General features: G+C 55.8%; 15 protein-coding genes and 2 tRNA genes. 11 read left to right on the top strand and 6 right to left on the bottom strand.

Annotated features, from left to right (window positions below; all coding sequences use genetic code 11):
• The first annotated feature begins 3 nt into the window (after positions 1-3).
• Together NCN06_RS00665 and NCN06_RS00670 are read left to right on the top strand one after the other, a co-directional pair.
• Positions 4-105: a DUF1651 domain-containing protein gene (locus tag NCN06_RS00665; RefSeq protein ID WP_370629811.1), complete on the top strand. Its 102-nt coding sequence runs from the start codon at positions 4-6 to the stop codon at positions 103-105.
• Between the two features lie 97 nt (positions 106-202).
• Positions 203-574 (top strand): hypothetical protein, encoded by a 372-nt coding sequence (locus tag NCN06_RS00670; RefSeq protein WP_226398111.1) that lies wholly within the window; start codon positions 203-205, stop codon positions 572-574.
• A 698-nt stretch (positions 575-1272) separates the two neighbouring features.
• Here NCN06_RS00670 and NCN06_RS00675 read toward each other — a convergent pair.
• The gene (locus NCN06_RS00675) at positions 1273-1476 is read right to left on the bottom strand and encodes a DUF1651 domain-containing protein (protein WP_350223172.1); all 204 of its coding nucleotides are present in this window, start codon (positions 1474-1476) and stop codon (positions 1273-1275) included.
• Between the two features lie 598 nt (positions 1477-2074).
• Here NCN06_RS00675 and NCN06_RS00680 point away from each other — a divergent pair.
• Positions 2075-2806 carry a GAF domain-containing protein gene (locus NCN06_RS00680; protein WP_226398110.1) on the top strand — a complete coding sequence of 244 codons (732 nt, stop codon included), beginning with the start codon at positions 2075-2077 and terminating at the stop codon, positions 2804-2806.
• Between the two features lie 1065 nt (positions 2807-3871).
• Complete coding sequence (locus NCN06_RS00685; protein ID WP_250398530.1) at positions 3872-5242, top strand: hypothetical protein; 1371 nt, start codon at positions 3872-3874, stop codon at positions 5240-5242.
• A 292-nt stretch (positions 5243-5534) separates the two neighbouring features.
• Here NCN06_RS00685 and NCN06_RS00690 read toward each other — a convergent pair.
• The 4 genes from NCN06_RS00690 to NCN06_RS00705 form a co-directional block, all read right to left on the bottom strand.
• Positions 5535-5608 (bottom strand) — tRNA-Pro (locus NCN06_RS00690).
• 13 nt (positions 5609-5621) lie between these two features.
• Positions 5622-6788: an NAD(P)-binding protein gene (locus NCN06_RS00695; RefSeq protein WP_226398109.1), complete on the bottom strand. Its 1167-nt coding sequence runs from the start codon at positions 6786-6788 to the stop codon at positions 5622-5624.
• Positions 6789-6797: 9 nt separating this feature from the next.
• Positions 6798-6971 carry a hypothetical protein gene (locus NCN06_RS00700; protein WP_170951080.1) on the bottom strand — a complete coding sequence of 58 codons (174 nt, stop codon included), beginning with the start codon at positions 6969-6971 and terminating at the stop codon, positions 6798-6800.
• A gap of 13 nt (positions 6972-6984) precedes the next feature.
• Positions 6985-7056 (bottom strand) — tRNA-Lys (locus NCN06_RS00705).
• Between the two features lie 86 nt (positions 7057-7142).
• Here NCN06_RS00705 and NCN06_RS00710 point away from each other — a divergent pair.
• The 7 genes from NCN06_RS00710 to NCN06_RS00740 all read left to right on the top strand — a co-directional run bounded on the left by NCN06_RS00710 (position 7143) and on the right by NCN06_RS00740 (position 12798).
• Positions 7143-7649 carry a gamma carbonic anhydrase family protein gene (locus NCN06_RS00710; RefSeq protein ID WP_370629809.1) on the top strand — a complete coding sequence of 169 codons (507 nt, stop codon included), beginning with the start codon at positions 7143-7145 and terminating at the stop codon, positions 7647-7649.
• Between the two features lie 193 nt (positions 7650-7842).
• Positions 7843-7965, top strand: coding sequence for a photosystem II protein Y (locus NCN06_RS00715; RefSeq protein WP_025362202.1), 123 nt, complete (start codon positions 7843-7845; stop codon positions 7963-7965).
• 49 nt (positions 7966-8014) lie between these two features.
• On the top strand, positions 8015-9385 hold the full coding sequence (gene trmFO, locus NCN06_RS00720; protein WP_250398531.1) for an FADH(2)-oxidizing methylenetetrahydrofolate--tRNA-(uracil(54)-C(5))-methyltransferase TrmFO: 1371 nt from the start codon (positions 8015-8017) through the stop codon (positions 9383-9385).
• The gene (locus NCN06_RS00725) at positions 9382-10347 is read left to right on the top strand and encodes a cation transporter (protein ID WP_250398532.1); all 966 of its coding nucleotides are present in this window, start codon (positions 9382-9384) and stop codon (positions 10345-10347) included. Before trmFO ends, NCN06_RS00725 begins: the two co-directional genes overlap by 4 nt.
• A gap of 23 nt (positions 10348-10370) precedes the next feature.
• Positions 10371-11927, top strand: coding sequence for a carotenoid isomerase (gene crtH, locus NCN06_RS00730; protein WP_226398105.1), 1557 nt, complete (start codon positions 10371-10373; stop codon positions 11925-11927).
• Positions 11928-11962: 35 nt separating this feature from the next.
• Positions 11963-12247, top strand: coding sequence for a hypothetical protein (locus NCN06_RS00735; RefSeq protein WP_226398104.1), 285 nt, complete (start codon positions 11963-11965; stop codon positions 12245-12247).
• The gene (locus NCN06_RS00740) at positions 12244-12798 is read left to right on the top strand and encodes a hypothetical protein (RefSeq protein WP_226398103.1); all 555 of its coding nucleotides are present in this window, start codon (positions 12244-12246) and stop codon (positions 12796-12798) included. Before NCN06_RS00735 ends, NCN06_RS00740 begins: the two co-directional genes overlap by 4 nt.
• Before the next feature lie 183 nt (positions 12799-12981).
• Here NCN06_RS00740 and NCN06_RS00745 read toward each other — a convergent pair whose 3' ends face one another.
• Positions 12982-13368, bottom strand: coding sequence for a hypothetical protein (locus tag NCN06_RS00745; protein WP_226398102.1), 387 nt, complete (start codon positions 13366-13368; stop codon positions 12982-12984).
• Between the last annotated feature and the right edge of the window lie 195 nt (positions 13369-13563).

Raw genomic sequence — 13563 nt, forward strand, 5'->3', positions numbered from 1 at the left:
CCAGTGCCCCAAATCCGCAGAAGAATGCTTCGGCACAACGCCATCGAGGTGTGGAAATCGATGCTGAAGACCGGTTGGGTGCGGTGCCGTCCGCCAGTGCGCTGAACAGAGCGGGGAACACTCAAGACAGTCACATCTGACCCATGACCAGCCGCTTGCATCGTGGCTACTACTTCAGAAGTTCAGCTGCTCAATGGCCCTAATGAAGCCAACCACCCTTCTTGGAACACTGATCCTGCTCAGCACCTGGAGCAGTGTTGGCGCCACTGAGGCTGGAACATATTCCATTCAAAAAGCTGACAACAGCATTGAGCAACGCATTGCAGCTGCACAAGGTGACGACAGCTGGTCGCACATGTTGAAGGCAAGGCTGCACCAACCGCTGGAGATCGCTGGGTGGGCTAACGGTGGCTATCGACGTGGCTGGGTTAACGGCGGTGGCGGTGGCTGGCGCAATGGTGGCGGTTTCGCTAATGCCGGGCGCGGTTTCGCTAATGCCGGTGGTGGTGGCTGGCGCAATGGTTCAGGTGCCTGGGGCAACGGTGGCGGGCGACGTGGCTTTGCGAATTGGTAGAACTGCGAGCTGACTTCACTCCGTCAGCAATGGCGGGGTTTATTTATGCCGGGGAGTCAGGGCTCCACCTCAGCACCCCAATCCGGGGCAGTGGCAGACCAGCCCAACCGCAGAAGCTCTTTCTAGCGGTGAGATCAAGTTCAAGTGGTGATGCCACTTAAGTAGCAGGTGATGCGTAAAGCTGTCGGAGGCCAGAGTTACGACATAGGTGCTCTGTTTGATTTGCACTTCACGGAGCGGCGAGGTCACCCTGTTCGAGGAGGTGTGGCTTCGCTTGGCACAAGAAGAAGGCCCCTGCAGCTCTATAGAGGGGCCGACCCTCACGAGCAAAACGCTCGCATCGCAAAGGTAATGATTCTCGCTTTTCCTTTCGGTGCGGAGGGTGACAGCGAAAAGAGCAATCCGTTCACAATTACTTAAGGATGAGAGTGCCTACTTGAGCTAGACGATATAGAGGATGAAGGCAGTGTCCCCCGGGGCTGCAGAGCTGCACCCAAAGGGTTGGCACTGGGCTTCACGAGTGCCCGGCGCTTTCCCAATCAAAAGCCCCCGCTTTTGGGCGAAGGCTCAGGCTGAAGTGAACTATCAAAGCGACAAAAATCGGAGAGCTGCTTGCTCTTGGGTTGCGTGATCGATCACGGCTCAACCTCAGCACCCCACGCAGGGTCAGTGGTTGACCAGCCCAACCGCAGAAGCTCTTACCAGCGTTGCCCTGAAGCATCCCGGCGCAGGTATTCCCGCCGCTTAAGAAGGGCGGGATGGCCGCTGGGCATCTCCCGCCCGTGATCGACGAACACCCGTGGATCACGGATCCAAGCCTTCTCATCACGATGAAATCGGCAGATCCAGAACCCCTCCCGGTCGATGAGCCAGCCATCCCGCATGGCAACCCATGTAAGCACCCATGTACTAGCTGGGCATCACTATGAACAGTCAAGCAATGCCCTCAACTGCGTGAGGGCAGCCAGGCACGCCACCCCAAAAATCGGTCGCTCAGACCATGAAGGCAATGCGCCTTAATGCCGATGACTTTGTGCCTTCAAGGCACAAAACTGAGTGCATCGAGATCGGAGGCGTTCATGAGAGACGACGGTCCAACCGAGCAGATCCAAAAAGCAGACTGACTTTCTGGCCCCTGCTCCAACAGTCTCAAAAATGACCTGGGTTGGTCCTTTGGTAGGCACGCACTTTGTACGCCACGCCATTCGACGCTCCACTTGCACCGTCTCAGGTGCCCTCGGAGAAAACGACCCAACACCTAGAGCAAATGGCCCCAGGGCGCCTCGAGCCAGAAGCTTCGACCCTTTCTCTCTTAAGCAGTGATGGGTTGAACCATGCACAAACGAGCGAGCTAGGCCGTCTCTCCACCGGGAGGGGCGGCCTTCCTTTTGTGAACCGTGAATCATTCAACATCATTCCTAAAGTGAATAATTTTTATATTGATAATTTGATTAAATAGCCTAGAGCATTAATCTTCAACCCTATTAGCACATCCTACTCGTGCCTTCCTCTCTGCTGCCTGAAAATGAAGCGGAAAGGATTAATGCGCTCAATGAATACAGGATTTTAGGTACAAGCCCTGAGCAGTCATATGACGATATAACGAAAATAGCTGCAACTGTATGCTCTGCACCCATTGCTCTTATGAGCCTTGTTGATGTAGATAGGCAGTGGTTCAAGTCAAAAGTAGGCGTTGATATTCAGGAGACACCAAGGGATTGGTCTTTTTGCGCTCACGCAATTCATTCCTCCGATCCTCTTATCGTTCCCGATGCAACGATGGACTCACGCTTTACTGACAATCCTCTTGTTTGCGGCGACCCTCAGATAAGACTTTATGCAGGTTTTCCGCTGGAAAACAGTGCTTCATTAAGAGTAGGAACTTTATGCGTGATAGATCGAAGACCTCGTTATTTGACCGATAGAGAATGCGATGTCATGAAAGCTCTTGCAAGGCAAGTCGTTGCTTTTCTCGAGTTGCGAAAAAAATCTATCAACCTAATTGAATCCTTTTGTACGCATAGCGGTGGAAATAGAATGATTTCTACGTGCTCTTATTGCAGGAAGGCTCAAGACCAGAATGGAGAATGGATGCATCTTGATAAATATCTTTCACAAAGATCAAGCCTGAAATTCACACATGGCATCTGCGATTCCTGTATTGAGAAGCATTTCCCAGAGGTCTTGGACGTTTGGCGATCAGAGGACGAGTTAAAAGCCTCCGAACCTTAGCGCTGCCTCAAGTGCCCCTAGGCCGAGAAGGAAGGTGCCACCCAGCAAAATCAACTCCTTGGGATTTTGAGCCATTGACATAAGGGCAGAGCCCACGAGTAGCGCTCCAAAAAACCTAAAGGGAATCTGCAGATCCAACATTTAGATGAATTACATCTTTTGATTGTCGCACTCCGTATTTACACAAATTCATGAAATAGGCTTAATAACTCAGCACCTTGGCCATTCTCTTTACAAAAGTCAATGCTTTGAGGCTGCAGGAGACCCTGATGGACTCGATCCAAACGGCGTGAAGATTGCTCTTGACGGAGGCTGGGGAGATACAGGCCAAGCTCGTTATGGCGATTGGGTTGATCTCTTCTCCACTGACTCCACAGTTTTGGCTTACACAATCATCAATTCGAAGAGCAATTCTCACCCCATCAGCAAGGGCGGGGATTTTTATTGGCACCTAACTGCCTTTCAGCAGTCTTGTTAATTGCGCCTGAAGCTTCAAAGCCCCAACAGCATTGCTGTGTTGCTTGCAGCGAATACTGGCTTCGATTATTTCATCCACTAGGGCTAGACGTGTTCCGACAAGTCGTGCGCAAAAGCCTTCCTGTTCGCTGGTTTTACGCACGTTTTGCGCACGCTTGCTTGAAAGCAATAAAAAACCGCCCCTTGCGGAGCGGTGGAGATGTCAGCTGGGGACTGACTTTGATGGGCATCGGGGAGACAGGATTCGAACCTGCGGCATCTTGCTCCCAAAGCCGTGACACTTCCCAGTCAGGCGCAGGGTTCTGGAGTGTCCCAGGGCCATTGGCTCGCCCTGTGGCTCGCAGCTCGCACCCGACAAGCATCTTCAGGTACTCTCGCTCGCGGGGATGTTGGGTGTAAAGGGAGTATTTAAGTTGAAGACGATTAGCTTTGGTTTCCAGAACTTCTTGTTTATTATTAATTACATGCAATTGTTTTGATATGTACTTTGATTCTGTTGGGCAATATCAATGCAAAATAGATGGTGTTATTAAAGGTGGTAGCAGTGACTACCTGGCTGACTATTATTCAATTCTGTCTGTCAGATCGGTGTCCAAAGCCTTGATTCCGTTTCATCTGTCTCTTAGGGCATTGCTGGCTATCCGGGCTAATGAACTTGATGATGCCGAGAAATGTATTAATTCTGTTCAAGGTTATAATTCGTCTCTGCACCAATTTACTATCTTCCTGCTAGGCCTCATTAAGCATGGTCAAGGTAATGATGCTGAAGCTGTAGGGCTTTTAGGTTCTTTATGTTATGGCGATAGGCTCAATAAGCAAGCTCTTTACTTTTTATCATCTATGTCGACTTTGGATGAGCATACAGCCATTTTTTTTAGGACAGTAAATGTTCCTCTCGCGTCTCTCCATCCTTCAAATTCTAGGATTTCCCTTGATTTGTTTACGGCCAGTTGTTTGGCTGAGGTTTCTTTTTCTGACGCTTTGATGGCGTTTTGTTCCAGTGAATTTCTTCGTGATATGGAGTATTCCGTAATCCATAGCTATGATCTACAAGTAAATCAATCTTTATCTAAACTCAAAGAGACTTTTAGGGTCGCTTGTGCCTCAGCGCTTTCTCGATTCTGTAATTTATTTGATGTTAGTGTTGATAAAGTTCCTCATGATGATCGAGCGGCTAATATTGTTAATTGCTCCTCAATACAGAACCCCAGGCGAAGAAGAGTTTCGGTAAGAATTAAAGGAAAGTCTGCAAATAGTTTGCCTCAGAAAGCGCTTCAAATGCTTTCAAAGCCTGATTGTTGGATGCTCAGTCAAGACCACATGGTTCCTCTTCTAAGTGCTGAAATTGCCAGAATAAGATCACTAAAAAGGCGGAATCTTGTAAATCTCCACGAGATTGGTCCTGGTTGCGGTTACCTTTTGCACATTATTTCAAGTGTTAACTTTGTTTCCTGTACGGCATCGGATTGTTATGATTCTGATTCATTTTCTTCGATCTTGCGGGTCGGCGAAAATCCCGGCTTGATTGATTTTGCATCCGGAAGTCATTCAAAGCTGTTGAGTTATGAAAAATTAGATTTATTATGTTATTGGCTTGCGAACACAGAGTGTTGTCAGGATCGCGTTGTTTCAAACTTTCCTGTTTCATCTAGTAGTTTTCCTGAGAGTTTATTGTCTTCGGAAATCGTATATTCTCATCTGCCTGCTCTTGATCTGTACGACGCCAATGGTCTTCGTTCTGAGGCCTGGGATGAGTATAAATGGTACGATTTTTTTGAAAATATTTTTACTCATCCAGATAGCAGGGTGCAAACTGTTTTGATGGCTAGAAATTGGCACTCTGTTGGCTTGGAGCGTATGGAGAATATGTTGTCTTTTAGGCCTCCTAAATGTTGGCGTGCTTCTTTTCTGAGGGGAAATTTTTGTGCTGGCTTGGTGGTTGTCGCAAGAAGATTGTAAGCCTATCTCTTTGTCTTCCCTTTTAGAGTTTGTCTTTTTCTTGGAGCCCATCAGCTGACAATTATTTCTTCGTGTTAATAATAAAATTACTTAAGCAGCTTTATGGACACTTTCTATATCGATTGTCTTTTGCTTTCCTCGTTTCAGCCAGGAAGCAAGCTATCGGTAACTGCCTGGCTCGCAAAGTGGCTCGCAAAATGGGCCCGATAAGTACCAAAAAACCCCGAAATGACCAATGGCCAGATCGGGGTTTAGAGGGTTAAAAGCCAGTTGGGGGCTGGCTGGTTGGGCATCGGGGAGACAGGATTCGAACCTGCGGCATCTTGCTCCCAAAGCAAGCGCGCTACCAAACTGCGCCACTCCCCGACGCCTTAAGAGGTTAGCGGTCAGCGTGCAGTTGTTCAGCGAGGTCGACGCCGCTGCGAATCGCTCCTTCCGCTGTTCCAAAGCCAGGGCCCTCGATCCAATCCCCGCAAAATCCCACTCTGCTTTTGGGGCACCACTGAAGCTCTGGGTGAAGAGGGTGGTTGAGGGGACGTGATGCTCCCCAGCGCATCACGCCGAGGGGTTTTGCCTGGTTCACCGCAGCTGATAGACCCGATGAAGACTTGAGCAGTTCGGGCAACAGGTTCACAAGACGATGTTGCTCTTGGGCGAGCAGGCGAGCCTGGCTTTGGGGCGTGATCGCTTCTCCCGAATCCAAACCATGCACCACCAGCCCCCAGCGTCCATCGCTTTGAGGCTGAAAAACGAGTCTTTCCACCTGCCAGCGCGCCTTCGCAGCTTCGTTCAACCAGATTTGAGCAGGGATGACGTCACCCTTGAGGTCGGGCACACCGAGGTCCACCATTAAGTTCCAGCGCACCTCGGCGCGCATGCGTTGGAGCTGACTCAGCACGGCATCGAGGTCGACGTCCACGCCCTTTGCAACGGCTGATCTCAAGGGGACGTCGTCCCACGCCAGCATCTTCAGGGAGCGGGGATGGGCCAGCAGGGTTCCACTAAGCACCAGTTTCTGGGCCTTAAGGCTCCAGCTCCGATCTTCGTTTTCGAGAATCCAATGATCGCTGCGTCGTTCCAGCCAGCGCACGCGGGTTTCGAAATGACGGCTCACTTGCGCTGAGCCAACACCATCAAGCAGCTCTTCGCAGATGCGGGCCATGCAGGGAACGCCATGCCACCACCCGCCCTCCGGGCAGGCCTCAGGGCTTGTGGCGGCAGACAAGGCTGCGTCTGCGTCCAGCGAAAGCACAGGACGCTTGTTGCGCTCCAGGACTCCTGCCGACTGCAACGGTGACAACAGTTCCTTCATCCCAAGGGATGGAGGGTTTTTGAGAGCAAAACCAGGGGCTCCATGGTCGAGCAACCAGCCGCTTTGGTCTCTCCTGCGACGGCTGGCAGCCCTGCCCCCCGGCCCCCGGCCGGCTTCAATCAGCGCAATGTTCAGATTGGATTGCAACTGGTGGAATCGACCGATCAGGCTGCATCCGGACAGCCCAGCTCCGATGACGGCGAGATCAACCTCAGCCACGTTCGCTGCAGCCACCGCTCTTGATCACATCCAATAACGTTCTGCAGCGACCCTGGAAAACAGTCCGCCCAGCAGAGCCAGAAGAATCGTGACGCCAAAGAACGCGAAATACGCCATCTGAACCGTAGGCCTGATCAAGGATTCACGGCTTTCTAACAGCCGCCGCAGTGATGGCCAGCCTGAGTCACGAGACGACATCAAAGCGTTGATATGGGTCGCCTGAGATTCGAACTCAGGACCAGCCGGTTAAAAGCCGGATGCTCTACCGCTGAGCTAGCGACCCGTGCCCGCTTGGGCATGCCGTTTTTGGCACCAGCTGAGGTTATCACTCAGGTCGCCGGAGAGACTGGTGGCTGCCGAACCATGGTCATGACTGGATCGAAGCCGTGGCCCGCTCCTCAGATCGACGCTGATGCTTGGGTCGCCGATTCCGCCGTCGTCATTGGCAATGTCCGGATGGCAGAGGGCAGCAGCCTCTGGCCTACGGCAGTGGCTCGCGGTGATTTGGAACAGATCAGCATCGGAGCGGGGAGCAATGTTCAGGATGGCGCCGTGCTCCATGGCGATCCGGGGCAGCCGGTACGTATCGGTATCAACGTCACCATTGGTCACCGGGCCGTGATCCATGGCGCCACCCTGGAGGATGGGTGCCTGGTGGGGATTGGGGCCATCGTTCTGAATGGCGTCACCATTGGTGCAGGTGCTCTGGTCGCCGCCGGATCAGTCGTCACCAGGGATGTGCCCCCTGGGACTCTGGTGATGGGCGCCCCGGCCGTCGTGAAGCGGGATCTTCCTCCGGAAGCGATCGAAGAGCAGCGCCGCCATGCCCAGCGCTATGCGCGACTGGCGGCATCCCACGCTCGAATCACTCCTTGAACTCAACCCCTTGATTGCTGCGAATTTGATCAGCTTTCAAGGAAGGTCGTGGGATCCACGTAGAAGTCCGTAAGATCGGCGACACTGATTTCCGTTTTCAAGAATGGTCCGAGTTGCCATCGGTCTGGTCCTCATCCTGGTGATCGTCGGTTACTCGGCCTTCAGCGTGATCACCACGGGCCAAGTACTGGGTATTGATGCCCGTCTGTTCCTTGTGGTCGCTCCGATCCTCGCCGCCGTCAGCTGGGCTGCCTTCAACATCGGCCGTGCTGCGGTGGGTCAGTTGCAGCTGATGCTCAAGCGCAGCCGCGCTTGATTCACAGGCGAGCAAGCTTCGTAGGCTGAAGGCTGCTTGATGCAGCTGGTTGTCTCAATCTCCCCATGTCACTGTGCTCGGTGCCGGTCTTGCCGGTACCGAAGCGGCTTGGCAGATCGCCCGTGCTGGGGTTGCAGTCACCCTGGTGGAGATGCGTCCGATTCGACGATCTCCCGCCCACCACAGCAGCGACTTCGCTGAGTTGGTCTGCAGCAACAGTTTCGGCGCCCTGAGCAGCGACCGTGCAGCGGGTTTGCTGCAGGAGGAGCTGCGTCGGCTGGGATCCCTCGTGATCGGCACGGCCGACACCCACGCTGTCCCGGCGGGTGGGGCGTTGGCCGTCGATCGCGGTCGCTACAGCGCTGCGCTGACTGAAATTCTGGATCAACACCCTCTGGTCACGATTGAACGCCGCGAGCAGCACACCCTGCCGCCCGCTGATGCGATCACGGTGCTGGCGACGGGGCCGCTAACCAGTGAACCCCTCGCGGAGGATCTGCGCTGTTTCACCGGCCGAGCTGATTGCCACTTCTTTGATGCGGCGAGTCCAATCGTCCATGGCGACAGCATTGATCTGTCGGTGGCTTTTCGCGCCAGCCGCTACGACAAGGGTGATGCGGACTACATCAACTGCCCCATGGACAAGGAGCAATACCTGGCCTTCCGCCAGGCCTTGCTCGACGCCGAACAGGCCGAACTCAAGGACTTTGATCAGAACGACGCCACCTTCTTTGAGGGCTGTTTGCCGATTGAGGAGCTGGCCCGTCGGGGTGAAGACACCATGCGCTATGGCCCGTTGAAGCCGATCGGGCTCTGGGACCCTCGTTGGGGTGATGTGAATGATCGCGACGTGCGCCGGGCCAAGCGCGCCTACGCCGTGGTTCAGCTGCGGCAGGAAGACAAGGATGGTCGTCTGTGGAATCTGGTGGGCTTCCAGACGAATCTCAAATGGGGAGAGCAGAAGCGTGTTCTTCAGATGATTCCTGGGTTGGGCCAGGCGGAATTCGTGCGCTTCGGTGTGATGCACCGCAACACCTTTCTTGAATCGCCGCAGCTGCTGCAGCCCACGCTGCAATTCCGCCAGCGTCCTACCCTCTTGGCTGCTGGTCAGATCACGGGCACCGAGGGCTATGCCGCCGCCGTTGCCGGTGGCTGGTTGGCCGGCACCAATGCGGCTCGGTTGGCCCGGGGGCTTGAGCCCATTGATCTGCCGTCGACCTGCATGAGTGGAGCCCTCACCCATTTCGTTAGCGAGGCGCCTACCGCGAAATTTCAGCCGATGCCCCCCAATTTTGGACTTTTGCCCGATCTACCGGAGCGGATCCGCGACAAGCGAGCCCGCTATGGCGCTTACCGCGATCGCGCCTTGCATGACCTGGAGCCGGTGCAGGCCCTTCAACCCGACACTCTGACGGTATGAACACCCCTGCTGAGGCTCGCCGGATCGAACAGCGCTCGCTGCGCTTTGGGGTCAGAGCCAATGCAGTGATGGCACTCGCCGGGTTTTCCGCCCATGTGCTGACCGGTTCGTCGGCCCTGCTGTTGGACGGCCTCTATTCCGGTGTGCTGGTGGGTTCATCGTTGATTGCCAGCCGCATCAGCATGAATGTTGTGCGTCCCCCGGATCGAGCCTGGCCCTATGGCTATGAGGGGCAGGAGGCCCTGTATGTGTTGTTCCGCTCCCTGGTGCTGCTGGGGGTGATCGGCTTTGGCGTCGGCAGCGCCTGCTCCACCCTGATCGACTGGTGGCGGGGCTCCAGCATTGCTCCGCTGCATCTGGAACCGGTGGCGCTCTACACCGTTCTGATGACAGCGCTTTGCGGGCTGCTGGCCTGGCGGCATCGGCGGGATTGGCGTCGTACCGGGGGGGTATCCCTACTGCTGTTGACGGAGGCCCGCAATGCTCGGATCGATGCGGTGATCACCCTGGCCACAGGCCTGGCCCTGCTGGCCTCTCCGTTGTTGCTGGCAACGCCGCTTTCCGCTCTGGCGCCGATTACCGATGCGCTGCTGGTGCTTGCGGTCAGCCTGGCCTTGTTGCGCGAACCCTTGGCGGCGCTGCGTGATGCCATGGCCCAGGCCGCCGGCTGCGCCGCCGACCCCGATGTGCTGCAGCGCACGCGGGTTGTGTTGATGCAGGAACTGGTGGGGCTTCAGTTGCAAATGATGGACTTCACCGTCCAGCAGCTGGGCCGTACAGCCTTTGTCGTGGTCTACATCAATCCGCTGCAGCCCCAGGAAAGTCGTGTGATTGATGCGCTTCGCCATCACATTGATGCCCGTTGCAGTGCCGAACTCGGCCGGCCGGTGCGGTCTGAAGTGATCCTGACGGTGATGCCACCGATTCATCGCCCGGATCCAAGGCCGCAGACGGCCCCTTAGCGTCACTTCAAAGAAGCGATGCCATGAGCGAGAAGCAGCAGTGGGATGCCGTTGTGATCGGTTCCGGCATCGGTGGCTTGGTCACCGCCAGCCAGTTGGCGGCGAAAGGAGCCAAGACCCTCGTTTTGGAGCGGTATCTGATCCCCGGAGGCAGTGGGGGAGCCTTCAAGCGAGAGGGCTACACCTTCGACGTCGGAGCTTCGATGATCTTTGGCTTCGGGACGAAGGGATACACCAACCTGCTCACTCGGGCCTTGGCGGACGTGGGCGAGCACTGCGACACCATTCCCGACTCCGCCCAGCTGGAATACCACATGCCCGGTGGCCTGCGCATCGCGGTGGATCGCGACTACGAGCAGTTCATCGCTGACCTCACGGCACGGTTTCCCCACGAGGCCGAGGGAATCCGCCGCTTTTACGACACCTGTTGGCAGGTGTTCAACTGCTTGGACGCCATGCCGCTGCTGTCCCTGGAGGATCCGGCCTATCTCACCAAGGTGTTCTTCAAAGCGCCACTGGCCTGCTTAGGCCTAGCTCGCTGGCTGCCGTTCAATGTCGGAGCGGTGGCTCGACAGCACATCAAGGACGAGCAGCTGTTGAAGTTCATCGATATCGAGTGCTTCTGCTGGTCGGTGATGCCGGCGGATCGCACGCCGATGATCAACGCAGGCATGGTGTTTTCCGATCGCCATGCAGGGGGGATCAACTACCCCAAGGGAGGGGTTGGCGTGATTGCCGAAAAGCTGGTGCAGGGATTGGAACGCCACGGTGGCGCCATTCGCTATCGGGCACGGGTCACGGAGGTATTGATCGAGAACGATCAGGCGGTGGGCGTGAAACTGGCCGATGGCGAGATCATCCATGCCAAGCGGGTGATCTCCAATGCCACCCGATGGGACACCTTCTCGGGTGAAGGTGATGAAAAGCGCCGCTCTGGCCAGGCCCTGGTGGATGCTGCCCACACGCCTGACAAGGAGCAGTTCTGGCGCAAGCGCTATGTGCCTTCGCCGTCCTTCCTCTCACTGCATCTGGGCGTTCGGTCCGATCTGATTCCGGCCGGCACTCATTGCCACCACCTGCTTCTCGAAGAATGGAGCCGGATGGAAGACGAGCAGGGGGTCATCTTTGTGTCGATGCCTTCGCTTTTGGATCCGGATCTGGCCCCGGCTGGCCATCACATCGTCCACACCTTCACGCCGTCATCGATGGAGGCCTGGCAAGGGCTATCGCCCAGTCAGTACCGGGAGAAAAAGGAAGCCGATGCCGCGCGATTGATCCAGCGACTCGAGGCGGTCCTGCCCGGCCTTGCGGAGGCCATCACCCACAAGGAGATCGGCACGCCCCGCAGCCACCGGCGTTTTCTCGGGCGCTTTCAGGGCAGCTACGGCCCGATCCCGGCGATGCAGCTCCCGGGTCTTCTACCGATGCCGTTCAACCGCACCGGACTGAAGAACCTCTATTGCGTGGGCGATTCCTGTTTCCCCGGCCAGGGTCTGAATGCTGTGGCCTTCAGTGGGTTTGCCTGTGCCCATCGGGTTGGGGCCGACCTGGGCCTGAACCCCTGGGCGCTGCCGGCCTGATCTTTTGCTTAGCGTAATTTCATCTAGGAGTTGGGATGCCGCCTGAGTTTCAGCCGTCGTCGGAAGATCTGGCCCGCTACCTCGAGCAGAGGGGTGAGCTCAGCAAGCCCTGGAATCTGCAGATGCTGCGGCTCAAAAAGCTCAAGGAAGCCAAGGCGTCGATGGACCCTCAGCTGTATCTCGAGAAGGTGCAGGAGGCCCACGCCGATCTGATGCGTCTGGGCCAGTTTTGGAAAGGCCGTGAACAGGAGGTGTTTGGTGGCACCTACCAACCCTCCGAACTGATCGAACCGCTGCCGGGGTCCCCGGACGACCGATGACCGGCATCGAACGCTTCGGCCTATCACCCCTGATCCGCTTCACCCTGCTCAGCCTCTATGGGGCTTTGGTGTTGCCCTTGCCCTTGCTCGCTCCTGCTGAGGTTCGATGGCTTGTGGTGGCAGGGCTGCTGCTGGGCTTGGTGTTGGTGATCGGTTTGTTGAGTGAACGGGTGGAGACTGATGCTGAGGGAATCCAGGTGCGTTACCCCACCTGGATTCGCTGGTTGCTGCGCCGCGGCTGGACCATGCGTTGGCAGGACATCCGTGGCCTGGTCCCTGTCGGTACCAGTCAGGGCGGAACGGTGTATTACGTGAAGGCAGCCGATCTTCGCCACCAGCTGTTGCCGCAACGCATCGAGCGCTTTGATCGATTCCTGGCTCTGCTGGCGGCCAACACCAATGTGTCGACGAAGGGCATCGGGCGTTTGACCCCACCCTGGACCTATCAGCTCTTGGCGGGCTTAGCCGTGATGATGATTGCCGGCGAACTGCTTGCTTCCCTGGCCCTGGCTCAAGGCTGGATCGGCTTGCCTGCAGGTTATCCAGGCTGACGAAAGAAAGCCCCGGATCGTGCTTCTCGGTGGCTTTGTGATTGATACAGGCTTCAACACCACGGAACCCAAGGACTATTCCTACCCATCCTCCGGTGCAGAAATCCGGCGAAGACGTCTGGTTCGTCAACGCCGAACTGCAACTGGTCTGTCAGCTCATGCAGATGCAGCGGCAGTTGATTCTCAGAGCGTGCCTTGGTGCAGGGGGCCAGCACATTTTTTCCAGCCCATCGACTTGAGCGTGTTCCATTTCTCCAAAGCCTCTTGGCGCGTCATCAGCTGACTGCCTTGGGGGATTGGGTCATCAGGTGGTCGCCAATGAAAATTGCGCAGGCAAATTAATTCATTTCGAGAGCCATCCCGATGGCTTGTGAACTGGCAGAACATCTGCTGTGGCTCATTGCTTAGCCAAGCGCCTTCAGTTTTGTAGGAAAGATCTTCAGTAATGGTTTCGCTCCATATGAGCTTGCCTTGATTCGGAAGCCAGCTGCTGCTTTTGGTTTTGGAGCTGGCGGAGTTTCTCAATGTGCTGCGCGTGTTCTCCGCTGCTCCAGTGTTGAGGGAATGCAACTCGGGCCTGAAGCTCTGAGATTTCGTTATTGAGTGTTCGCGCTGGGTCCTCGGACCGAAGTACCCCTTCACTGTGAACCATTACAGCCATCTATGCCGTAGAACCGCTTGGGGATACCCAGGCATAAGTCCGTCCATCGAGGATGTGGAGACAATGCTGAATCCAGCCAGGCCAGGCCAATGAGCAAAGTCAAA

The sequence above is a fragment of the Synechococcus sp. MU1648 genome (assembly GCF_023630615.1).
Classification (GTDB): Bacteria; Cyanobacteriota; Cyanobacteriia; order PCC-6307; family Cyanobiaceae; genus Parasynechococcus.